A 22,182-nucleotide genomic window follows, 5' to 3' on the forward strand; every position below is an offset into this window, starting at 1 on the left:
ACTTGTAATTCATTCATATTAATATCTTCTAGAAATTGAATAAACAGCCTCCATATTTATGTGGATAAGCAACAATTCACTCGTCCATTTCGTATATTATCTCAAAAAGGAGTGATTCCCCTTATGCATTGGCAACAAAAAATACAATACTTAATCGGACGCCCTATCGGTATTTCCTTCCTAAATGGGCAAGGAACTTCTGGTGTATTATGTTCAGCACATGATGGTCAATTATATGTGTATGAATACCTTTACCAAGCTCAGTTCGCAATGAAGCATTATGATTTCAGACAAATTCAAGATATACATGCCTTTCCGAATTGCCCACATCAAAATCCTCTATACTAAAAAAAGGAACAGCTTATAGCCGTTCCTTTTTCTCCACACTTATTTCTCAGTATAAAAGTTTTGCACTGCTTCATCAAAATAAATCCAGCCTTTCCAGCCTAAATGAATTGTATCTTTTAAGAAATACTTATCATATTCATGGCCAGAAAAATCAACTACTGGGTATCCTGCTTTCTCAACTTGTTCCCGAACTTTTTTATAATACACTTCGCGGCGTTCTTTAGGGAAACCAGCGTAATCATACCATGGTCCGTTTACAGGTACAGAAATGAAGAGTGGCTTGACATTTTTCTCTTTAAAAATATTTAAAACAATTTGTAAGTCATCATATTCAGGTGATTCTTCATACGATTCATTTGCTCTAAAGTTTTTTAAACCTTTTAATTTTTTCTTTAAATTATGTTTATAGTAATACGGATTTTCAATTCCAAATGTGTTTGTAGTAGATTCCAATTTCCCTTCTTCCTCCGCATGTTTACGTGCATCTACCCAAGAAATTGAACGGAGTCCCATATTTGTTTTTTCTTTCATCGGTTCAATCTTAAATAAAGAGTTAAACAAATCTCTATGATCTAAAATATTACGATGCATATAAGCAAGTGGTTTAACTAAACCTGCTTTTATGTTATGTTTCGTATCATTATACACAATACCTTCTAATGAATTTTTTAATATATCATCTTCTTGAACAACTTTATAATCTAATAGTCGTTTCGCAATTTGCTTCTTCATTTCAACATTTATTTCATCATTAAAAATAAAATGATATGCTTGTTGCTTAGAGAAATTGTTCGTAAAATCCCCCTGTGATACCCCAGTCTTTGTAAACCATTGTGGCGATAAAACAAAGACTACTTTTTTACCTTCTAATTCATCTATCGTAGACGTCATATTTAATATATGAGCTAAACTTTGCGTACCGCCAATCCCCATTAAATATGGTGTAAAACCAGCCGGATTTACTTTAAAGTAATTAGACGGGTGATATGCATCCATTCGTAAAAATTCAGATGAACCATACATCGGTAAATACTGCGAATTCTCTAACATTTTTTGCTGTAAGAAAACGCTTTGTAGTTTTTCTTTTTGTAAGGAAGTTGCCGCATCTTCTACCTTTTTATCACTAATAAGTGATACTAAACTTTTCGATGGGATTAATATAATAATAAAAAAAAGCACACATGCTAAAATTATCGGGCCAAAAGCATGCTTCATCTTCATCGTCTCTTCCTCTTTCTATTGCTATTAAATTGTAACCCTTGTTTTTGACACGCCATCATTTCTCTCCTTTTTCTCTATACATGTTCCATTCTATTTATCTATTATATACATGTATGTATTTCTTTTCTTGTTCTATTCAGTCCTATAGAAATATCACAAGAAAATGTTTCCATAGAAACACGTTAATTATACAAGATTCTACATAAATTTCACACTGGAAATTTAGTGATAATTTTATTTTTCAAAGATGAAAAAACATAAAAAAAGTCTTTAAATTAATCTTGAGAAATAAAATTGTATAATTATATGGTCTTACATACACATAACCCCGTTTTAAAACTAGAACGGGGTTAAACATAAGAAAGTTTTATAATTCAATAATTGTCTCTTTTAACGAAGATTAATCACTTACAATATACAAAATGTATAAATCATTAAATCTATTACTATTCCATTTTTACTTGCTCCGTATAATATTCCATCGCTTGATTAAGCCATTTTTGTTCATCTTCTGTGAAAGGTGAAGGTATCATATTTTCAAGTTCTTGAATATCCAGTTCTTTCGCATTAGTATTAGCTAGCTTTTGTATCAAATCCTCACCAAGGAATGAAATAGACGCTTCCAAATAATCCTTAATCATCTCTTGTACTTTCGAATCTTCTACGGGGTTACCATATAATTGTTTTACTTTTTTAGACAATTGAATTAACGTTTTATCTAAATTAATTTTATCTTCTTCTGATTTCTTTGATAGTTCTTCCATAATGTTCGGTAATCTATGCTGCTCCATCCAATCTTTGTGAGTATGTTCTGTATTCATACCGTAAACAAGACTAAATAATACATTACTATCTACTTCTCCTTCCTCCTCGACCAACTTGATTACTCTTTTAATTGCTTGCATAGATTGCTCAATTTGTTCTTTTTCTCTCTCTAAAACTTGTAAATGAAGAGACAAGCTTTCATTTAGATCAACGCTAAAACTTGATTCATGTAACAAATTAGCGACTTTATCTAAGCTATAGCCTAGAAATTTTAGACTTAGAATTTTTTGTAACGTTATAATATCTTCATACTTATAAATGCGGTGCCCTGAAGAAGGATTCTTTTCTGGTTGTAACAATCCGATTTCATCATAGTAATGCAACGTAGGAATTGGTATGCCCGTTTTTTCTGAAAATTTCCCAATAGAAAATATTTTATCCTTACTCATCTAAATCCCCCCATCAAAAGTATAAGTTCATTATAAAACCTCAAGTAACTAGAGGTTCAACAGTTAAATTAAGAAAGTCCAATAATATTTCATTTCATAAAATCAATGTTTTTTGTCCTCATTTCATACCATAAGCATCATTCTTGTTACTTAAAAGGAGGTATAAAAAAAACAGGCTATCACACATGTGAAGTCTGTTTCTCCATACTTTTATTTTTGTACATCGGCCCATTTTAAACTAGTTGCCGGACCGAATTGATGTACGTATAAATCTTTCACATATGGCTTTTGTAAGTACGATAATCCTCGCTGGAATACCGGTGCAATTACTGCGTCATCTAGCAGCATTTTCTCCGCATCTTGCATTGCTTTCCAACGAGCTTTTTCATCATTACCTAATTCTGTTTTAATCTTCTTAATTAACGCGTCATATTCTGGGTTTGCATATTCTGTATTGTTCACACTGCTTCCAGAAAGGAATACTTCTAAGTAAGTCATTGGATCTGGATAATCCGGTAACCAGCGTGATAATGACATTTCATATTCTTTCTTCTTCTCTAACGCTAGTTTTTGCGTATGCGGTTGTAATTTTACATTTACTTTTAAGCCTGGTAAGTTTTTCTCTAACTCTTCTTTAATGTATTCTCCTACTTTTTTGAAGTTTTCTAAGTCATAGTTTAATAACTCAAGTGTCACTTCATTTGTACCTGTTTCTTGCTTCGCCTTTTCCCAATACTTTTTCGCCTGTTTTACATCCGTCTTATTAAACTCACCTGCTGTACTTCTAAAATCTTTCTTATCTGGACCTTTTAAAAATCCTTTTGGCACGTAATAGTTCGCCGCAACCGAACCATCATTTAAAAATGAATTCGCAAGTCCTTTCTTATCAAACACTGTACTTAGCGCAAGACGTGCATTTTTATTTTTAAGAATCGGTACATTTTCATTGAATCGGAAGAAGTACATAACCGGATCTGTATATTGTTTTAGCTCTTTATTATTTTTATATTTATCGACGAATTCTGTAGAAATGACAGCTCTATCCACTTTATCTGTTTCATATAAATTTACCGCAGTTGAAACTTCTTTAACAATTTGATAGTTTACTTCATCTAGCTTCACTTCTTTTTTATCCCAATACTTATCGTTTTTCTTCATTGTAAAGCTTGCTTCATGCTTCCACTCCGATAATGTAAACGGCCCGTTATATACCGCTTTATTTGCTTCTAATCCGTATTTATCACCTTGTTCTTTCGCATATTTTTCATTAATTGGATAAAAGGACGGTAAAATAAGTAGTTTCGTAAAATACGGCACTGGATGTTCTAACTCTACAACAAACGTTTTATCATCCTTCGCTTTTACCCCTAATTCCTCTAACCCTAGTTGTTTCTTATTTATTTTCTCTGCATTTTTCACATCGTACGCAATGTATGCATATTGAGAAGCAGTATCCGGATTAATAAGTTGCTTCCAAGCGTATACGTAATCTTGTGCTGTTACTTGGTCTCCGTTAGACCATGTCGCATCACGTAAGTGGAATGTATATGTTTTCCCATCTTGGCTCACTTCATATTTTTGTGTTCCAGCTTCAATCACTTCATCATTTTTCGATAAACGGAATAATCCTTCCATTACGTTATTTAAAACGTTAAACGATACCGCATCTGTTACTTTCCCTGAATGTAAAGACGGAATTTCACCCGTTTCTAGTAACTGTAATACTTTTTTCTCATCTTTTGGCTTTGTCGTTGTTTTTTCTTTTGTGCATCCTACTAAAAATGAAGAAACTAATAGAGTACTAACTAATGAGTAACGAACAACTTTTTTCATTTGAAAACCCCCTCTACTTTTTAAGGTAAGTAACGACGAGCACCAGCGTATTCTTCTATATATCCTGGTGTATTTAGCGGTATAATCTCTACCGATCTTTCAGCTCTTGGTGAGTGAATCATATTGCCATCACCAATATACATTGCAACGTGATGGACACTACCTTTCCCTTGATCATGTGCAAAGAAAATTAAATCACCTTTTTGTAGATTTTCTTTATCAACTGCAACTCCTGCTCTTGATTGCGGTCCAGAATCTCGCGGAATTGTAATGCCGTGCGATTTGTAGATTGTATGCGTGAAGCCAGAGCAATCAAATCCAAAACCACTTGTACCAGCCCATATATACGGTAATCCTAAAAACATTTTCCCTGTGTTAATTAAATCATCAGCCGCCGGAGTTGGAATATCAGTTTGAGATTGGTAAACTGTTCCATCATTTTTACGTATCCATGCTTTTTGACCATTTGGCAACAATACACGGTATGAAATTGTGTCTTCACTTAATAGCGGCAGTCTTGTATTATAACTGACTTCAAGTGATTTATGTTTTTCAGAAGGGTTTATATATAAAATCGCTGTTGGTTTGGTTATTAAGACAAAAGGTTCATTTGTTTTATCTGCAAATTCTTGATTATATGTTAATTGTTTTTCAGGTATCCAGCCCGGATAACCTTCTTCATTTCGTGGTGTTGGCTGTCCATGCACTAATACCTTCACCCATTCGCCTTTCTTATCAATAACAGTTACTTCTTGACCGAGTAACGCTTGTGTTTCTAATTTATTTGCATTTGTTAACCATAGTTTCTCGTCAAGTGTCATTGATTTCGTCCATTTCCATAGATCCACTGGATTTGTTGCACTCGGTGTATCGATTGGCCTTAATGAATCAGGTACTGTCCATAACGTTGCAGCAGATACATCTATAAATGCTTTATTATCCTTCTTTTCTTCAGCATTTGCCGATGTAAACGATGAAAATATAAATAAAGTTGTTAAAAATGCAGTTCCTACTTTTTTCATATTTATCCCCCTTAAAAGATAGTTTACTAGTCTCTTCTCCTAAAACTTACTATTCACTGCCGATTGAAGGTTTATCTTTGATCCAGAATAAGTCATTCCTTCTGGCTCTTCCATTAACCAAAGCGGTGCATCAAGATCAAAATAATGAATATTAGGATGCGCTGCCGCTAAATGCGCAACAGCACTAACGGAAAGTGAAGACTCCATCATGCTGCCCACCATACACTTCACACCAGCTGTTTCTGCGATATCTGCAATACGCCATGCTTCACGTATGCCACCACACTTCATTAATTTAATATTAATGAAGTCTGCATATCTTCCTTGAACGAGCTTTAATGCGTCACTTGCTGAAAATATACTTTCATCGGCCATAATTGGCGTTTGCACACGATCTTTGACGTACTTTAACCCATCCCAATCTTTCGCGTGTACTGGTTGTTCAATAAATTCTATATTTAAATTACGATTTTCCATCTCTTGAATGATAGAGACCGCTTCTTTTGGACTCCAACCTTGATTCGCATCTAAACGTAATGTCGTATTTCTTGGTACCACATTTCGAATTGCCTCAATACGTTCCAAATCTAAATGCGCCTCTTTACCCACTTTAATCTTTAATGTTTGAAATCCTTTTTCTATATGTTTCTTCGCTTCTTTTGCCATTAATACAGGTTCATCCACACTCACTGTAATATCGGTATGAATTTTTTTCTTCCCGCCTAACAATGCATATAACGGCACATTTTGATATTGGCAATATACATCATATAAAGCGATATCTACCGCTGCTTTCGCACTTGAATTTCCAATACAACTCATTTGAATGTCCTGTAATAACTGCTGAAACTGAATGATATTTTGACCAATTAAACATGAACGCATCGGTCCTAAAATCGCTTCTTCTATTCCGCTGGTGAAATCCCCCGTAATAACTGGCGTTGCGGCTGCAGCCCCCTTACCAATCACTCCTTCGTCTGTATGAATATAAACATCTATACTTTCAATTTCTGTTACAGTACGAAGTGCGGTTTTAAACGGTGTATGCAGTTTTACACGTCTACGATTTACTTTTACATCTGTAATTTTCATTTTGTTCATCCTTTCGTTCCCCAATGAAGTGAAATCTTAATCCACCGGAGATTTATACCCACGAATTATTAGGTAAACCCATTGGACATTTACTCTTCTATCACTCTACTTTGTTTTCGTTTACTTTTGATGTAGAACGATAATGTGAAATAAAAAAATCCAGCCATAAGAATGATTCTTACGGCTGGATTTTGTCTATGATTGAGTAGACAAAGCAGCAATCTGATTATATTTTTTCTGTGCATCTTTTAGCGCTACAAGTAACGCTTTTTGAGAAGAACCGAAATATCGGTTCTTTACTTCCATTACTAATGCCGGGTCATTTATATTTTTATGTAGAAATAAATATTTAACAAATTGAGATGTTAATGCAATTGTCGCTGAGCAGTCTGCATCTACAATTTCCCCTGTATCCTTAACAAGTATAAATGCTACAAAATAGCTTTTAAACTTTTCAGTAATGGGATTATTTTGAGGTGCTTTCGCATCCCCTACGATATAAATTGTATTTGAAGCGTACACAGCTATCTTCCTTTCTTATACGAGGATAACGGGTTTCTTAATAGTCGTATGAGCGAGGAACTCAACGTTGATTAAAAAATGTATCCGCTTACCTTTTATTATAATATAATTGACAGAATTTTAACAACATTTATTTCAGTGCATATTCCATATTTATGAAAATAGCTTAAACTCTTCATTTCTACAATATGTGATTGTTCCTTGTACCATGACATTCATACATAAAAAACTGCACCCCCAATTGTTAGACGGCGTCTAACAATTGGGGGTGCAGTTCAATAGCTAACTGTTTTTTATTACTTTGGCATCACAAATATAGTTTCATTTGACTTAGAAAATTGATACTCTTTTCTCGCTAACTTCAAAATTTCTTCCTCATCGTCTGTTAAATTTTCTATGTTAGTCTTTAAAGAATCTTTATCTTTCTTTAAAGATACTAATTGTTTCTTTTGATCCGTAATCGTATCTTTCTTTTTATCAATTACTTCTTGTTGTTTCGTTAAAATATATTGAACATATAGAGTAGTTGCCGCAATAAAAAGGACCATTAAAATAAGTCGCCTTAACTTCTTTTTATTTACCCTACGCTTGTCACTAGGTTGTGATAATTGCTCTGGTATATTAGGAACATTTACTCGCTCGAGTTTCCTCATTCAAATCCCCCTAACCCATATTTTTCACTACCATCGGCACGTTTTCTTACTAAACTAAATTCTATTCTTATAAAATAAACTCCTTCACAAAAATATCCCATAAATTAACCAATTAAAGATAGCATTCGACGACATTTCCATATTTACACCGATTTTTTTTATACATGCTGCTATAAAATAGTAGTTTCTGTAATTCTTTTTCTACTATTGTAGAAGAGTTTTTTCACACACAAAATTCCTTCCCCACATATCCATGTTATAACATGCTTACAAGGAGGGGGAATATGCATTACCGCACATTAGGTAAAACTGGAATAACTGTTTCTGAAATAGGTTTTGGCGCATGGGCAATCGGTGGTGATGAATGGGGACCTGTTAACGATAAACAATCTATAACCGCTATAAAAAAAGCAATTGAATGTGGTGTGAATTTTATTGATACTGCGGATGTGTATGGTTTAGGACATAGTGAAAAGTTGGTGGCTACCGCGATTAAAGGACATCGTAATGATATTATCCTATCAACAAAAGGTGGTTTAATCGGACATCACTACGACCTTAATGGAGTTCCTGTATATGATACTCCCGAAAAAATCATCGCCGTATTCGAAACAAGTTTACAACGTCTTCAAACAGATTATATTGATCTTTATTTTTGTCATATTTGGTGGCATAATCGTAGAGAAACAGAAGCATTTCTACGTGCATTTGACATATTAAAACGTGATGGCAAAGTAAGAGCAGTCGGTGTTTCGACTCATGATTTACAATACATTCATCATTTCAATAACAACAACGAAATTGATATCGTACAACTTGATTACAATATATTAAATCGAAAACCGGAAAAAGATATATTACCATTCTTACAAGAGAAAAATCTAGGAGCTGTTATTCGTGGTCCATTAAAAATGGGCATTTTAACTGGAAAATTCACAAATAAAACAATTTTTCCAGATGGAGATTTACGCAAAGATTGGCCAAATGAAACTTGGTTTCAAGAAGACTTACAAACCGTAGAGAAACTTCGGTTGCTCTCAAATAAAAATCAAACCCTAGGGCAACTTGCACTTCGCTATGTACTCTCTCATCCGGCAGTAAGTGTTGTAATTCCTGGTGCAAAAACAGGAACACAAGCACAAGAAAATGCAAATGCATCTGTTCGCCCTATTTTGAGTGATGAAGAGCTTAACTATATTCATTCAATATAAAAAGCCCAATCCGGGCTTTTTATATTGGCAAACTAATATCATACTCCATTCGCTTCGCTGTGTCCTCCGCAACATACACACCTAACAAGTTTTTCACAATATGAAATGCCATATTAATTCCAGCTGAAATTCCGGCAGATGTTATAATATGTCCTTCATCTACAAACTTTACATTTTCTATAACTTCAACATTTTGAAACTCATTTTTAAACTTTTCAATACTAGCCCAATGTGTTGTTGCTTTTAAACCTTCCAGTAAACCTGCTTTCGCCAGTAATAGCGCTCCTGTACAAACTGAAGTCATCAGCTTTACTTCTTTCATTTGTTGGCGAATCCATTTTATTACTATTTCATTTTTTATTTCATATTTTCTAGCACCTAGCCCACCTGGAATTATTAAAATATCCACTGGTGGTAAATTTTCAATACTATAATCTGGCTGTACCTTCAATCCATTCCTTGCTGTAATCATTTCCCCATTCTCGCTAACTGTATAAACAGTAAATGTTTTTTCTTCATTCACCTCAGTTACAGAAAAAACTTCAAATGGCCCTGCAAAGTCTAACACTTCTACTTCATTAAATAAAAATATACCAACACTCCATTTATTCATCATAAGTTCACTTCCTGTTTCAAATGATGTAAAAGGTGATTATATCCTTTTTCTAATGCAATATCATACGCTGTTTTCCCATCATTTTTCTTAATCATCTTATTAGCTCCATTTTTAAGGAGCAACATAATTATTTCTTCATTTCATAATAATGCTGCTTCGTGGAGTCCTGTCCAGCCACCACTTTGCATAATATTTACATCTGATCCTTTTTCAATTAAGAAAGCGACAAGTTCACTTTGCTTGTTCGCAATTGCCGCTTGCAAAGTTGTATTTTCATTTTCGTTTTTCGCTCTACTATGTATATCTGCACCGCTTTCTAAAAGAAAACTCGCTATTTCTTTCTGTCCAAAATAAGCTGCTAAATGAAGTGGTGTCCAGCCATCTTCACTACATTCGTTAACAATACTTGGACTCGCCTTTATAAACTTCACTACTTTTTCCTTATTACCACTTATAACAGCTTGTGCTATTGATTGTAAATGCTCCATAATAATCTCCCATCCTTCAAAATATTTAAGCATCTCCTTCTACATGTTCTATTAATTATTATATTTTCCTTTTAAAATCTTAAGTTTACATAATAATATTATATATATTACTTTTTGTGCTTAATGCTGAATAGCAATAATGTTAAAAATACTACCTTTAAACAATGAAGACCATGATTTCATTAGAGTTACTGAAAAAGCAAGCAAAAAACTATACACATAGTTTTCATCATATTTGTTCAGTTGCATGAACTAAAACAGGTAATGTTTATTCTGCTATTTATGCTTTCAACATATCAAATAATATTATTCCAATAAAAAAACAATCCATTTTTAAAATGGATTGTTTTTTTATTTCTGTTTTATGCGGTTTATTTTATTTTTGTATTTTCAATGATGAAATAATTACATTTACAAAAATGAAACGCTACTATCTTAGCCCCTCTTATAGTAAGTTTTTCGTTTGAAACAAAAATACAATTTCACCTTACGATTGAAAAAAACATATGTAAAAGTTTCTAAAACAGCTGCCTTATCATACTAATCTATAGCAATTCTGTCTTCTTCCCTTACCTGTTTCCTTTAACACATACGATTTTAAAACTAGCGCCGTTAATGAATCTGTTAATGTTTTATATGATAAATTTGATAATGCCAATAGATCGTTCGTATATAACATTCTATGCTTCTCTAATAATAATAGTACTAATCGTTCAGACGGTTTTAATGCCTCATCACTTTCTAGTATAAAGTCTATATTTTTCATTTCTCTAATTATTACTCCTTATATAAAAAAATACTTTAGACGCTTATTTAATATAAAAATAATACATAACAAAATTATAAATATATTAAAATAGCACCATCTAAAAACACTATTATACTATAACATAGAAGTAGTGTTTACCCAAATAGGAAATGCTTTTTTATATCGCTTATAACATTTTTGCAAACCTACATAATATTTTGTACCATTACCCGCCAAGTTTTCTTCTAATTTTGCTGGTCATCCCGATGTATTTGTAATCAATGAAGTTCTTCTAAATTTATAAACAAATAAAAACGGTTCGTCTATCATGCCCTAAACATGAATGACAACCGTTTTCCAGCTTCTTCTTAATTAACATGTTCTATCTTAAATATTTCTTGCAATATGCGGCTTACTGTAATGACTTGTTTCACCGCCACCTACTACTACTTTACCGCCTTTTTCGAAAATTAATAATTTACTTGAACCATCTGCAAGAAGCACTATTACTTCAGCATTATTACTTGTTGCTACATAAATTACATAACCACTCTTTGATATACAAGTTTCCCAATTCGAATCAAATTCTGATCTTACTACACGATTTGAATACACTTGATTTTCAATTCTATCTTGTTCTACGTTTTCCAAATTGATTCCTCCCACTTCACTAAAATAGCATTTATAGGAAAATAACAGCCCTATATAAAATAGTAGCCGACTTTAACATAAATAGTATGTGTAATTAGTAGGAGAATGCTTGGACAACGAAAACGAAATAGACTTCAAAAATTTCACAATTGAAACTTCTCTTTAATCATTTCCGCTACTTCTTTTGCACTCAAATACGTGTTATTAATTTTTATATACTCTTCTTTTTCAATTTCACCATGAAGAGAGTTTAATCTATGCTTTTTCATCGTTTCTTTCAAATTATTTTCAGACCACTCAATATCTCTTTTTTTCGGTTTATGTTCTAATCTATTCGGGCTTTTATTTCGTTCTAATCTTTCATCTAATTCCGCTTCCAGCTCTACAAAATACACTGTCCCACCTTTTGATTCAAAAATACTTTCTACATGATGTATATAATTCCAATCCGCTTGGAGGTCAAATGCCCATATATACGTAAAAATCATTCCAGATAAATCACTTTTAGATACTTCTTCAAATATTTCATTACGAAATAAACTTACTAGTCTTTTTGCTTCTTTCGTACTGTAATCAAAAATTGGACTTACTAAATCAATTGTCATGTGGTTATGAAAAAGTTTTAAACCGGTTAATGTTGCTAATTCTTGCCCCACTGTCATTTTTCCAACTGCTTGTGGGCCAAATATTAATATAAGTTTCATTTATTTCCCTCCAATCTTTCTCTATAAACCATTACATAAAATTAAAAATAAGGCAGCCGATTTTAAATCGATTGCCTTATTTTTTATTCATAGTTTTAGTTCTATTCTTTTCGCATAGCTTCAAAAGTAATCATTTGATTTGCATTTGACGGTTCTTTTTCATAATCATATTCAGCAGAGCAAGTAATGTTAGAGAAACCTATACTTTCTAACAGAAGTTTAAACTCTTCTATTCCACACCAACGTACCGCAAAGCGTTGTAGTTCTGTTTGTACTAACTGTCCTTTACTCCACTTTTCATATTTCAAATATGATACAGTAACTTGGTTCAGCCAATCTATTTCAATTGATTTATTTTCTAATGTGATTCCGTCTCCACTCGGCAAAGAGAAAGTCGATGTATGAATTTCCCCAGTCTTCCAGTCATGCGGAAGCATAATATCTACGATTAATCGTCCATCTGGATTAAGATGTTCATAAAAACATTTCAATGCATTTATAGAATCCACACGATTTTCAATTAAACAAAAAGATCCAGTAGGAATGATAATTGCGTCATATTTATGCGGAAGTGAAAATTGTTGCAAGCTTCCTTCATATAAATTAGGATGTAAGCCTCTCTCTTTACAGCGCTTACGGCAAGAATCTAGCATTTCAGGTGAATAATCTATCCCATCCACTTTAAAACCAGCCTCTAGAAGCGGAATGATGACACGCCCTGAACCTACTGCAGCTTCGAGGATTCTTCCTCTACAATCTTTTAAACGTTCTTTGTAATACTCAATATCACCATTTAAAGAATAACCGACTGGTTTTGTGTAATCATACAGTTCCGTACAAAGTGTACTATAAAAGCTAAACATTTATTTTCTCCTCCGTTTTTACGTACGGAAGATTTCAATTCAACTAATCTTCCTGTACCTCTAATTTTAATGATATTTCGAAAGAGCTGACTGTCATAATATATCACTCACTTTCCATAGAATATAATGATATTGTATTACATAACCTTCCAATTTGAAATATAAAAATTAAAAATTCAGACTACAAATTAAAGAGCTTACTTTAGTAAGTTCTTTAGAAAAAATATTTATTTCACAATCGGCAATGTCACTTCACTTAATTTCACTGTAAGTTTCGTGCCAGCTTTCGGTCTAATTGTATAATCATAATCACTTGCAATTAAAACAACTCCGATTTGATGCCCCACTTTAAATACATAATCATCTGGCTGCATGTCCCATGTAAATGTATAATCTTTGCCCGGTTGAATCGCTGTTGAATTTTCTATACTCTTTAAGTTTTGTGGATCCATCCAGCCTCTCGTTACGATTTCCGGCTTCGCTCCTCCATAGTCAACAAGTAATGCTGTTAAATTTGATACAGATCGATCAATATTTCCTGTAATTGAAATCTTTGGTGTACCACTTATACGCGTATCTTTTTGCAGTACAGGCATTGTATATACTAATCGATTTGCTACTTCTAATTCTGGGTTTGCTACTAATTGGTTTGATTTCATTTGTGCATCATCTAAGACTGAGAAAACTTTATTAGCCGCTCCCATACTTAATGGTAAATTGACTGATTTATTACTTAAATACATACGGATTTTTGAAGGTACAGCCGCTGGATCTGGCCAATTTTTTATCTTTTGCCACGTTTTATTTTCTCGTTGCACATCAACCATTGGTTCATCCATAATTCCATTTTCAATTCCGTACAACCAATAATCTAACCATTTATTTTGTGTTTGCTGCCAGTTATTACTTGATGTCCCACCATGACCACCTTGGTGTAGCCACATTTTACGAGGAACATTATTTTCCGCAAGTGCTTCCCACCATTGCGCGAACTGTTTCGTCTTAACATTCCAATCGTTTAAACCATGAACAACAAATACACTCGCTTTTACATTTTTAGCATCTTTTACATAGTTACGTTTATCCCAAAAATCATTATAATTACCTGTTTTTCGGTCTTGTCCAGCCGTTAATTCTTTTATAACTTGTCCGCAAACTTCAGGATTTTCCCTTGTCAGTACTGCTTCTGCCATATTATCTGTATCTTCTCCTTGATATCCGCCTGGAGCAATGACTGCACCATTTGCACGATAATAATCATACCAACTACTAATTGCTGCGATTGGAATAATTGTTTTTAAACCTTCGACTCCAGTAGTCGCAACAGCATTTGGTAAAGTACCATTATAGGAAACTCCAGTCATACCTACATTTCCTGTAGACCAATTTGCCTGAACTTCCTCACCCTGTTCTGTAAATGCTTTCGCGCGACCGTTTACCCAATCAATAACAGATTTTGTCCCGAGTATCTCTTGTTCATCTCCAGTTGTAGGGCATCCATCTGATTTTCCAGTACCGATACTTTCGCCTAGAATAACTGCATAACCTCTTGGCACGTAATAGTTCCCATACGAACCAAGATTAACCGCTCCATACGGTTTTCCTTCATACGCATATAATTCTTCATCTACATTATATACAGGAACAGCTTTTAATCCAGATCGATATGGACTCATTTCATAAATAACAGGAACTTTCACATTCGGATCTGTCTTTGGACGCATAACTTTTATCGATACTCTATCTTTCTTACCGTCTCGATCACTATCAACTTCTGTCTCTACATATAAATTTTCGATAATAGCTTCATCGAGAGAATAAATCGGCTTTGTCATCCCATTTTCTAATTCAATTTTCGTATTTTTAATCTCTTCCTTCTTCTCTGCATGCACATTCATAGTAAAGCTAGGTATAATTGTTGCAGATAGCATTGCTGACAGTGTAATTGCCATTTTCTTTTTACTCAAAATGTTCCCTCCCCTTATTCGTTCTCTTTTACTATATAACAAAATAACTGAAAATTCAGTTTTATTTTTATATAAAAGTTGAGAAACTCAAAGATTTCTTATTAAGTAAAATTTAATGCAGGTATGAAAGTATTTTCCCGCTTCCTCCTTCTTTATAAAGTAAAACTTTAATCAGCCCTCACCAATTGGGCGTTTACGAGCAGCAGGGCCACTTCTTTGCTTTCGCTGAATTTTGAGGTGGGGTCTTACTGCCCGGCAAATAGCGGGATAAATAGAGAAAAAGACAACCGATATTTCTATCGCTTGCCTTACATTCCATTTATTATTTTTCTAACTCTTTAAAGGTATCTTTCAAGTCTTTATCAGATACCTTTACATCTGCATTTTTAAGCAGTTCTCTAGTAACTTGTTGATGGAATTGAGGATCTTGTATACGTTGCTGTTCTAATTCTTTACGAATATTCTCTTTCTCTTCCTCATACGGTTTAAGCTCTTTTTTATCCGTTAGCTTAATAATATGATATCCGAAAGAAGATTTAACAGGTTCACTCAATTGACCAACTTCTAACTTATACGCAGCATCCTCAAATTCTTTCACCATCATACCAGGTCCAAATTCAGATAGTTCCCCACCTTTTTCTTTAGAACCTGGATCCTCTGAATATTGTTTAGCCAATGTCGCGAAATCTTCGCCACTATTTAATTTTTCTTTAATTTCTTTTGCTGTCTTTTCATCTTTTACTAAAATATGGCTAACTTGAAGCTTTGGCTTATAATGATCTTTAATATCTTTTTCCGTTACGGTTGCTTTAATAGCTTTTTCAAAAGCAAAAGTAAGCTTTAATTTCTCTTTCAACTGATCTTCATTTTTCACACCATTAGATTCCATATATGTATTAAAATTATCGCCCATCTTGTCTTTTAATTCTTTTAGTTGTTTCGTTACCTCTTCATCCGTAACTTTATATTTATCATTTAATACTTTTTCTACTACCATTTCAGATAAATTCTGTTTACCGTAGTTTTCTTTTAATTTTTTGTTAAAATCACTTTCTGAAATGCTTCCTGATTTTGTCGTTACAATATTATCTGATGAACCACATGCAGATAAAGATAACGTCATACCCATTAAAATGCTACCAATTACTAATTTCTTTCTTTTCAAATCTGAATACCTCACTTCATTAAATTCAAATATAACTATGTAAATATAACGTTTTCCTGTGAACTTCACGTGAATTTAATGAAAGTAGAACATTTGCTAATTCTCCATTTAATACATCAATTTTGAAAATTATGGTGATTCATCCTGTATCGCTAATCTCTAAAGCTGCAAAAAGGACTAATATTTTCATTAGTCCTTTTTCACATTTATATAAAATTGAATTTCTCTATCTATAGAGGAAACTCCATATTCAAAACCATGCCTTTCTAAAATACTTTTCACTATCGCTAGACCTAATCCTGTACCTGATTTTTCTTTACTACGAGAAGATTCTAGTACATAAAAAGGCTCCCAAATTTTCTCGATATCCTTAATTTTATCCGTAGGAATGCCATTTTTTATTTGGAAATATATACTTTTATTTCTATCTTCTAATGTAATTATTATGTTTTGATTTGCTGTATATTTTATCGCATTAGAAATTAAATTTTGAAACACCATTCTCATTTTATTTAAATCTGCATAAACGATTGTATCGCCCGCATTACAATTTACTTGCAAGTTAATTTCTTTCGAATCCAGTTCAATCTGATGCTTATCTAATATACTCTGGACCAGTGGTTCAATGGGGAATTCTTCTTTTTGTAAAATATCTCTTTCTAGTTTAGAAAATCGTAATAGTTCTTCAATTAAGTTTGATATTTGATCTGTTTGTTTAATAATTGTATCTACATAAGTCCCATCATCTAATCCATCTTTAATCCCCATAGAGTATGCTTTTACTAATGCGATCGGTGTCTTTAATTCATGCGTTACATCACCCATAAATCGTTTTAAATGTTCATTACGATCAGTTAAGTCTTGATGTGCTTCATGTAGTTTTTCACTCATGATATTAATACTATTGGCCAACTCTCCTATTTCATCATTCGTTTTCACTTTCGTTCTTTTAAACTGCAAATGTGAAATATCCTGAGCCACATCACTTAACTCTTTCAGTGGTGTCGTTATTATTTTTGAAAGTATCCACACAAGTAAAATAATAAGAAGGAGCGAGAAACATAGGATATATAAGTAAAATGTATTTAACGTATTTATAATTTCATTTGAATTCGCAATGGAAGTCCCAATTAAAATTATCGTATCATCTTTCGCAATATATTTAGCAAAAAAACTCGCTTTTACCTTTCCTTGATCGTACAGTTTATTCGATTGCCCTTCCGTCTTCACTTTCATAACTTCGTCTTTCGTAATCCAAAGCTTATTTAACGTTACTTTCTTTTTCGTAAGTTGCATGCGTAACGCGTCGTTCATAGCATCTTCTGACTGATTAATTGGCGTATACGCAATTGTAACATTATTTTCACTTTCAATTGTATGAATAACATCTTCTAAATCATTGACTGGCGCATTTTGTATTTGAGTTGTAAATTCATTTAAGTTTTCACGTGTTTTATAAATATTATATTTCGGCAGGAGAAAGTTAATTAATAATAAAGAAATTGTAAATATAAGAATAACGGTTAAAGAAATGCTGAGAAATAGCTTTTTCCCAAGTTTATTCACTTTGTTCCTCCAAACTATAACCCAGCCCACGATGCGTCTTAATAATATTTTCTCCAATTTTTTTACGCAGCCTTCTTACATGTGTATCAACCGTTCTCTCTTCTCCAAAATAGTCAAATCCCCATACAATGTCTAACAATTTTTTACGAGTTAAAATAGTTCCTTTATGATTTAAAAAGCATTTTATTAATTCGAGCTCTGTTTTTGTAATTTCTAACTCTATATCATTTTTATATACTTTATTTTTGGCGAAATTTATCTTTACATCTTGTACTTGAATAATATCATCATGCTGAATAAGTTTTTTCGCTCGTGTAATTAGTACTCCTGGATGAAATGGTTTTTTTACGTACTCATCTGCCCCACTTTGAAGCGCTGCTAATTCATCTTCACTTTCACTTTTCGCCGTAAGCATTAATACTTTTACGCTTGAATTCTTTTTTATTTCCTGACAGACAGTAATACCACTATGTTTCGGCATCATCCAATCCAAAATAGCTAAATCAATTTTTTCATCATAAAATATTTGAAGTGCTTCCTCTCCGTCTTTCGCTAATAATACTTCAAAGCCTTCTTTTTCAAAATAAGCTTTTAAAATCCTTAACATATCTTGTTCGTCATCTGCAATTAAAACTTTCATATTTTTTCCTCCATTGCTTTTAAACAAAAACCAATTGTATCATACAACATCTTTGTTACATGAATGTGACAGAAAAATATTTAAAGCTTTTGAGGGGATAGTAATGGTGAGGTGTTGTACTATGATAAAAAAAATCGGGGTCATTTCTCTTCTTCTATTTCTATTATCAACAAATGCGTTCGCAAATACAAATCAACAAATTGAAGTATTTGATTGTCAAAAAGAAATGGTCATTCAAAAACAATCTTTAGATCCAGTAATCCAAAAAGAAGCAGTTCAATACGCTAAATCAATTACTGGTCCATTTAAAAACTTAAATGTCGTTCCAAAAGATGGCTATATGATAAAAATCCCTTTATCTAAGCCGGTTTCTATTACTAATCAATGGTTACACACTACAATAGACGAAGTACTTATACTACTCCCACTAAAAGAAAAGCCTTATATTATGCTTTATGATGATGAAAATAATCCGCATTTTTATTATGTAAAAGGTAAACCAGGATTATTATTGAAACAAATGAAGGTTAAAACGTAATTGACTGAAAAGGAGTCACCTTATAAGCTAAATTTTAAAAGCTAAGGTGCTCTTTTTTATAATAACAATTTGGTAAATGAAATTATAAAAGTTGTTTCTAATATAAGGGTCGCACCTTCATATATATCAGCGATTTTTTAAGATATATCGATTTATCAACGAAAATACCTTTCCGTAGCTATTGTTTGGATAGCAATCTCTATAATACTTTGTAGTGACTTGATCCCTTATATAATCCCCCTTTCACAAATCCATTTGCAGTATAAAACACATCCCCTTGCTTCGTGTCAGTATGTAAAACAATCACTTCAAAATACTTTTCCGCATGACCTAATAGCTGGTTTAATAATAAGTTCCCTAACCCTATACGCCGATAATCCCTTAAAATATAAAATCTCCTTAACCGCCCAATCCTATTGTCTTTTATGTACGAATCTTTATTTAAACCTCCAACTCCGACTAACATATCCCCTTGGAAAATACCATATAAACATTCTCCAGTTTTATTGAATACATTTATTTTGTTTTTATATTCATTTATTAGCCTTATAAGGAAATTAAAGCCCTCTTCTTCACTGTCTTGAACGAGATGACTGAATTCATATTCCATTAAATTTTCTATTTGTTGAATATGTATATCTTTCAAGTCCATTCCCCCTAAGTACGAAAATACATAAAAATGCTCGAGAACCATTTATTCTGAGCATTTTTATGCTTATTACTTTATTTAATTCATAGTATGCATATACTTCACTTCATATGTAAATCGATAATACAGTCGATTAATTTTATTATGAAAATATAAGAGCCTTGTTACAATCTAGTGTGTCGTAAGGCTCTTTAAAGTTGTTTAATTCTTATTGAACTAAAGCATCTGTTTGTTTAAGTGTATACATTCACCATTTATAATTTCTCTCAAATATACTATCAGTTTATATATTCCTCATTCTTCTCTAACAGGTTCAAGATAAATTATAATTTGTTAATCGATATGTTTGTGTAACCACTGTTCAAATATCTTTAACTGTTCTTCGGTATGAAAGTAATGTTCACCCGTCTCCATAACTTCTAATTCACAACGATGTTTTTTTGTAAAATAGTTAATAGTTTCAAGTTCACACAGTTCATCCTTAGCTCCGTACATAATATATGTATCTGTATTCCATGTACTAATAGGATGCTCTTTTACATAGCATAAATAATCCCAATATAACTTTTGACCAATAGGTGTCTCTATAGTCATTTCTTTTTGCAAAAGCTCCGGTGTTACATTAAAGCATTTCATCATATTTTCAATAATTCGTTCCATATTAACTACTGGTGATAAAAATAATGCCTTTTCTAGCACATCATTTTGATAAGCTAAAAGGCTAAAATACGCTCCCATACTACATGCAAATACGTTTATTTCTTTCCAATGTACTTTTCCGTAGTTCATAATTATAGATAATTCATTAACACAAAACTGTACTTTACAAGGAGTGTTATCATTTTTTCTCTCTCCATGCTCAGGTAAATCAAAGCTTAATACTTGATAACCTTTTCGATTGGCTTCTTCAGCTAATATTTGAATAACTGCATCTTCCTTATTTGACATATTTCCATGTACTGCAATAAAAACTTTTTCACTCTTCTCTCCCCACAAAACCGCAGGAATATTACTAATTTTAAAATTATTTTTAAGCATACTCCCTCCATAAAATAAGACATATAGGACTTGGAAAAAATGCACACACTTTATTTATCTCTGTACAGCAGGCAGTATCCGCTTTAACTCTATTAAATCATCTATTACTATATCAGCGTGAGCAAGTTCATCTTCTTGCGCAAAATCAAAATTGCACCCAATTGCAAGTAAACCGTTGTCTTTCGCTGCATTTATATCAGATAGCCGGTCACCAACTACCGCTGCCTCTTTTATATCATATTTGTTCATAATACTTTTAACTAAGTCACCTTTATTTAGCGATTGTATTTGTTCAATACTAAACGTTTCTGTCACCCACTTGTCTAAAGCATAATACGTTACGATTGCTCGTAAATATTCTTTCAAACCATTACTAGCAATGTAAATTGAACAATTATTTTCTTTTATATATGTAAATATTTCTTTTACATTTGGATATAAAGCGCCTTTTCCGCTTTTTATGTTTTCAATTAATCTATCTAAAAAATATGCATCTGTTTGTTCTCTTATTTCAATAGAATGGTCCGGTAATAAAGCTTCCCAAACTTTCGGTAGCGGCACACCCATAATTTCACGGTATTTTTCAATCGGTGTTACCGTATCCCATAATTGAAGTGATCTTAAGTGATCAAAAGTATCATCTAACGATAATTCTAAAATTTTATCTGTTTGAAATAATGTTCCATCCATATCAAAAATTAATGCTTGTAACATTCCTATCTCTCCTTTTGGACTATAGTTTTACCAGATATATTTTTAAGCATCTCAATAATAATTTCTGAGCAATAATTCGCAGCAGTTTTCGCGAAGTCATCATAAGAAACTTGAGCTTCATCATCTGCGCTGTCAGAAATACATCGTATAACAAGAAACGGTATATCATTTATGTAGGCGACATGTCCAATTGCTGCCCCTTCCATTTCTGTACAATGAGGTGCATATTCATCTATTAATTTTGCCTTTAACTTTGAATCTTCAACAAAACATTCACCACTTACAATTCTTCCTTCGTGAGCTTGAATATTTGAACTATTACTGTTACATGCTTTACGTGCTAACTCTATCAATTCCTTACTTGCAATAAACTCCTCTTGAAACGGGAATAATTTTTTCATTTGATTTTTACTTACATCATGATGGGTAACGTTAGTTGAAATAACTAAATCGCCAACTTTTACACCTGGATGTAATCCACCAGCAACGCCCGTATTGATGATAGAGTCTACATTAAATTTATGAATTAATGTTTGCACACATGCAGCAGCATTTACTTTCCCTACACCAGAACGTGTAATAATTACTTCTGTTCCCATGAATTCTCCAATATAAAATGGCATTCCCGCAATTCTCTGTTCTTCTTGTATTACTAGCTTTTTTAAAAGTAAATCTATTTCAATTTGCATTGCTCCGATAATGCCGATTCTGTTCATGTA

The 22,182-nt window shown here is 32.7% G+C and carries 23 protein-coding genes and 1 pseudogene; 3 read left to right on the forward strand and 21 right to left on the reverse strand.

What is annotated here, in order from left to right:
• The first annotated feature begins 123 nt into the window (after positions 1 to 123).
• Positions 124 to 348: a hypothetical protein gene (locus NST86_RS14290; RefSeq protein WP_061664649.1), complete on the forward strand. Its 225-nt coding sequence runs from the start codon at positions 124 to 126 to the stop codon at positions 346 to 348.
• 39 nt (positions 349 to 387) lie between these two features.
• On the opposite strand, the gene dltD is transcribed toward NST86_RS14290, so the two are convergent.
• The 7 genes from dltD to NST86_RS14325 form a co-directional block, all read right to left on the reverse strand.
• Positions 388 to 1,569: a D-alanyl-lipoteichoic acid biosynthesis protein DltD gene (gene dltD, locus NST86_RS14295; RefSeq protein WP_061664647.1), complete on the reverse strand. Its 1,182-nt coding sequence runs from the start codon at positions 1,567 to 1,569 to the stop codon at positions 388 to 390.
• Between the two features lie 446 nt (positions 1,570 to 2,015).
• Entirely contained in the window at positions 2,016 to 2,783 is a 768-nt protein-coding gene (locus NST86_RS14300) for a MerR family transcriptional regulator (protein ID WP_061664646.1), read from the reverse strand.
• 210 nt (positions 2,784 to 2,993) lie between these two features.
• Entirely contained in the window at positions 2,994 to 4,616 is a 1,623-nt protein-coding gene (locus NST86_RS14305; protein ID WP_061664643.1) for a peptide ABC transporter substrate-binding protein, read from the reverse strand.
• Positions 4,617 to 4,636: 20 nt separating this feature from the next.
• Entirely contained in the window at positions 4,637 to 5,638 is a 1,002-nt protein-coding gene (locus NST86_RS14310) for a C40 family peptidase (RefSeq protein ID WP_000755427.1), read from the reverse strand.
• Between the two features lie 39 nt (positions 5,639 to 5,677).
• The gene (locus NST86_RS14315) at positions 5,678 to 6,739 is read right to left on the reverse strand and encodes a dipeptide epimerase (RefSeq protein ID WP_001038455.1); all 1,062 of its coding nucleotides are present in this window, start codon (positions 6,737 to 6,739) and stop codon (positions 5,678 to 5,680) included.
• A gap of 186 nt (positions 6,740 to 6,925) precedes the next feature.
• Complete coding sequence (locus NST86_RS14320; protein ID WP_000271312.1) at positions 6,926 to 7,252, reverse strand: DUF3870 domain-containing protein; 327 nt, start codon at positions 7,250 to 7,252, stop codon at positions 6,926 to 6,928.
• Positions 7,253 to 7,548: 296 nt separating this feature from the next.
• Positions 7,549 to 7,905: an FtsB family cell division protein gene (locus NST86_RS14325; RefSeq protein ID WP_001228374.1), complete on the reverse strand. Its 357-nt coding sequence runs from the start codon at positions 7,903 to 7,905 to the stop codon at positions 7,549 to 7,551.
• Positions 7,906 to 8,189: 284 nt separating this feature from the next.
• Here NST86_RS14325 and NST86_RS14330 point away from each other — a divergent pair, with 284 nt between their 5' ends.
• Complete coding sequence (locus tag NST86_RS14330; protein WP_000559352.1) at positions 8,190 to 9,116, forward strand: aldo/keto reductase; 927 nt, start codon at positions 8,190 to 8,192, stop codon at positions 9,114 to 9,116.
• A gap of 19 nt (positions 9,117 to 9,135) precedes the next feature.
• Here NST86_RS14330 and NST86_RS14335 read toward each other — a convergent pair whose 3' ends face one another.
• From NST86_RS14335 to NST86_RS14380, 10 genes and pseudogenes are all read right to left on the reverse strand, one after another.
• Positions 9,136 to 9,732 (reverse strand): DJ-1/PfpI family protein, encoded by a 597-nt coding sequence (locus NST86_RS14335; protein WP_000981433.1) that lies wholly within the window; start codon positions 9,730 to 9,732, stop codon positions 9,136 to 9,138.
• Positions 9,729 to 10,220 (reverse strand): annotated as a pseudogene (locus tag NST86_RS14340) (ankyrin repeat domain-containing protein). Before NST86_RS14340 ends, NST86_RS14335 begins: the two are co-directional and overlap by 4 nt.
• A 535-nt stretch (positions 10,221 to 10,755) precedes the next feature.
• Positions 10,756 to 10,986 carry a hypothetical protein gene (locus NST86_RS14345; RefSeq protein ID WP_000789031.1) on the reverse strand — a complete coding sequence of 77 codons (231 nt, stop codon included), beginning with the start codon at positions 10,984 to 10,986 and terminating at the stop codon, positions 10,756 to 10,758.
• Positions 10,987 to 11,355: 369 nt separating this feature from the next.
• Positions 11,356 to 11,619, reverse strand: coding sequence for a hypothetical protein (locus tag NST86_RS14350; RefSeq protein ID WP_000432428.1), 264 nt, complete (start codon positions 11,617 to 11,619; stop codon positions 11,356 to 11,358).
• 143 nt (positions 11,620 to 11,762) lie between these two features.
• Positions 11,763 to 12,323, reverse strand: a complete 561-nt coding sequence (locus NST86_RS14355) for an AAA family ATPase (protein ID WP_000767064.1) — start codon at positions 12,321 to 12,323, stop codon at positions 11,763 to 11,765.
• Between the two features lie 101 nt (positions 12,324 to 12,424).
• On the reverse strand, positions 12,425 to 13,186 hold the full coding sequence (locus NST86_RS14360; protein ID WP_000490908.1) for a class I SAM-dependent methyltransferase: 762 nt from the start codon (positions 13,184 to 13,186) through the stop codon (positions 12,425 to 12,427).
• A gap of 227 nt (positions 13,187 to 13,413) precedes the next feature.
• Positions 13,414 to 15,153 carry a Xaa-Pro dipeptidyl-peptidase gene (locus NST86_RS14365; protein WP_016118078.1) on the reverse strand — a complete coding sequence of 580 codons (1,740 nt, stop codon included), beginning with the start codon at positions 15,151 to 15,153 and terminating at the stop codon, positions 13,414 to 13,416.
• Between the two features lie 322 nt (positions 15,154 to 15,475).
• Positions 15,476 to 16,318, reverse strand: a complete 843-nt coding sequence (locus NST86_RS14370) for a peptidylprolyl isomerase PrsA (RefSeq protein WP_227593163.1) — start codon at positions 16,316 to 16,318, stop codon at positions 15,476 to 15,478.
• Positions 16,319 to 16,507: 189 nt separating this feature from the next.
• A complete protein-coding gene (locus tag NST86_RS14375) occupies positions 16,508 to 17,884 on the reverse strand; it encodes a sensor histidine kinase (RefSeq protein ID WP_016118080.1) in 1,377 nt (458 codons plus the stop codon).
• Positions 17,877 to 18,524, reverse strand: coding sequence for a response regulator transcription factor (locus NST86_RS14380; RefSeq protein ID WP_000865979.1), 648 nt, complete (start codon positions 18,522 to 18,524; stop codon positions 17,877 to 17,879). Before NST86_RS14380 ends, NST86_RS14375 begins: the two co-directional genes overlap by 8 nt.
• A 121-nt stretch (positions 18,525 to 18,645) precedes the next feature.
• Between NST86_RS14380 and NST86_RS14385 the strand changes: the two genes are divergently transcribed.
• Entirely contained in the window at positions 18,646 to 19,062 is a 417-nt protein-coding gene (locus tag NST86_RS14385; RefSeq protein ID WP_000591772.1) for a hypothetical protein, read from the forward strand.
• Positions 19,063 to 19,261: 199 nt separating this feature from the next.
• On the opposite strand, the gene NST86_RS14390 is transcribed toward NST86_RS14385, so the two are convergent.
• From NST86_RS14390 to NST86_RS14405, 4 genes are all read right to left on the reverse strand, one after another.
• A complete protein-coding gene (locus NST86_RS14390) occupies positions 19,262 to 19,756 on the reverse strand; it encodes a GNAT family N-acetyltransferase (RefSeq protein ID WP_137074989.1) in 495 nt (164 codons plus the stop codon).
• A 288-nt stretch (positions 19,757 to 20,044) separates the two neighbouring features.
• Positions 20,045 to 20,749, reverse strand: coding sequence for an alpha/beta hydrolase (locus NST86_RS14395; protein WP_016118081.1), 705 nt, complete (start codon positions 20,747 to 20,749; stop codon positions 20,045 to 20,047).
• Between the two features lie 54 nt (positions 20,750 to 20,803).
• Positions 20,804 to 21,463 carry an HAD hydrolase-like protein gene (locus tag NST86_RS14400; RefSeq protein WP_000938420.1) on the reverse strand — a complete coding sequence of 220 codons (660 nt, stop codon included), beginning with the start codon at positions 21,461 to 21,463 and terminating at the stop codon, positions 20,804 to 20,806.
• A gap of 2 nt (positions 21,464 to 21,465) precedes the next feature.
• Entirely contained in the window at positions 21,466 to 22,179 is a 714-nt protein-coding gene (locus NST86_RS14405) for a 5'-methylthioadenosine/adenosylhomocysteine nucleosidase (protein WP_016118082.1), read from the reverse strand.
• Between the last annotated feature and the right edge of the window lie 3 nt (positions 22,180 to 22,182).

It is taken from the genome of Bacillus sp. FSL L8-0199, from assembly GCF_038005705.1.
Classification (GTDB): Bacteria; Bacillota; Bacilli; order Bacillales; family Bacillaceae_G; genus Bacillus_A; species Bacillus_A cereus.

What these genes read in the sequence shown, in the direction of transcription:
- NST86_RS14290 (WP_061664649.1), top strand. Translation starts at nt 124, where the DNA reads ATGCATTGGCAACAAAAAATACAATACTTAATCGGACGCCCTATCGGT.
- dltD (WP_061664647.1), bottom strand. Translation starts at nt 1,569, where the DNA reads ATGAAGATGAAGCATGCTTTTGGCCCGATAATTTTAGCATGTGTGCTT.
- NST86_RS14300 (WP_061664646.1), bottom strand. Translation starts at nt 2,783, where the DNA reads ATGAGTAAGGATAAAATATTTTCTATTGGGAAATTTTCAGAAAAAACG.
- NST86_RS14305 (WP_061664643.1), bottom strand. Translation starts at nt 4,616, where the DNA reads ATGAAAAAAGTTGTTCGTTACTCATTAGTTAGTACTCTATTAGTTTCT.
- NST86_RS14310 (WP_000755427.1), bottom strand. Translation starts at nt 5,638, where the DNA reads ATGAAAAAAGTAGGAACTGCATTTTTAACAACTTTATTTATATTTTCA.
- NST86_RS14315 (WP_001038455.1), bottom strand. Translation starts at nt 6,739, where the DNA reads ATGAACAAAATGAAAATTACAGATGTAAAAGTAAATCGTAGACGTGTA.
- NST86_RS14325 (WP_001228374.1), bottom strand. Translation starts at nt 7,905, where the DNA reads ATGAGGAAACTCGAGCGAGTAAATGTTCCTAATATACCAGAGCAATTA.
- NST86_RS14330 (WP_000559352.1), top strand. Translation starts at nt 8,190, where the DNA reads ATGCATTACCGCACATTAGGTAAAACTGGAATAACTGTTTCTGAAATA.
- NST86_RS14335 (WP_000981433.1), bottom strand. Translation starts at nt 9,732, where the DNA reads ATGATGAATAAATGGAGTGTTGGTATATTTTTATTTAATGAAGTAGAA.
- NST86_RS14345 (WP_000789031.1), bottom strand. Translation starts at nt 10,986, where the DNA reads ATGAAAAATATAGACTTTATACTAGAAAGTGATGAGGCATTAAAACCG.
- NST86_RS14355 (WP_000767064.1), bottom strand. Translation starts at nt 12,323, where the DNA reads ATGAAACTTATATTAATATTTGGCCCACAAGCAGTTGGAAAAATGACA.
- NST86_RS14360 (WP_000490908.1), bottom strand. Translation starts at nt 13,186, where the DNA reads ATGTTTAGCTTTTATAGTACACTTTGTACGGAACTGTATGATTACACA.
- NST86_RS14380 (WP_000865979.1), bottom strand. Translation starts at nt 18,524, where the DNA reads ATGAAAGTTTTAATTGCAGATGACGAACAAGATATGTTAAGGATTTTA.
- NST86_RS14385 (WP_000591772.1), top strand. Translation starts at nt 18,646, where the DNA reads ATGATAAAAAAAATCGGGGTCATTTCTCTTCTTCTATTTCTATTATCA.
- NST86_RS14390 (WP_137074989.1), bottom strand. Translation starts at nt 19,756, where the DNA reads ATGGTTCTCGAGCATTTTTATGTATTTTCGTACTTAGGGGGAATGGAC.
- NST86_RS14395 (WP_016118081.1), bottom strand. Translation starts at nt 20,749, where the DNA reads ATGCTTAAAAATAATTTTAAAATTAGTAATATTCCTGCGGTTTTGTGG.
- NST86_RS14400 (WP_000938420.1), bottom strand. Translation starts at nt 21,463, where the DNA reads ATGTTACAAGCATTAATTTTTGATATGGATGGAACATTATTTCAAACA.
- NST86_RS14405 (WP_016118082.1), bottom strand. Translation starts at nt 22,179, where the DNA reads ATGAACAGAATCGGCATTATCGGAGCAATGCAAATTGAAATAGATTTA.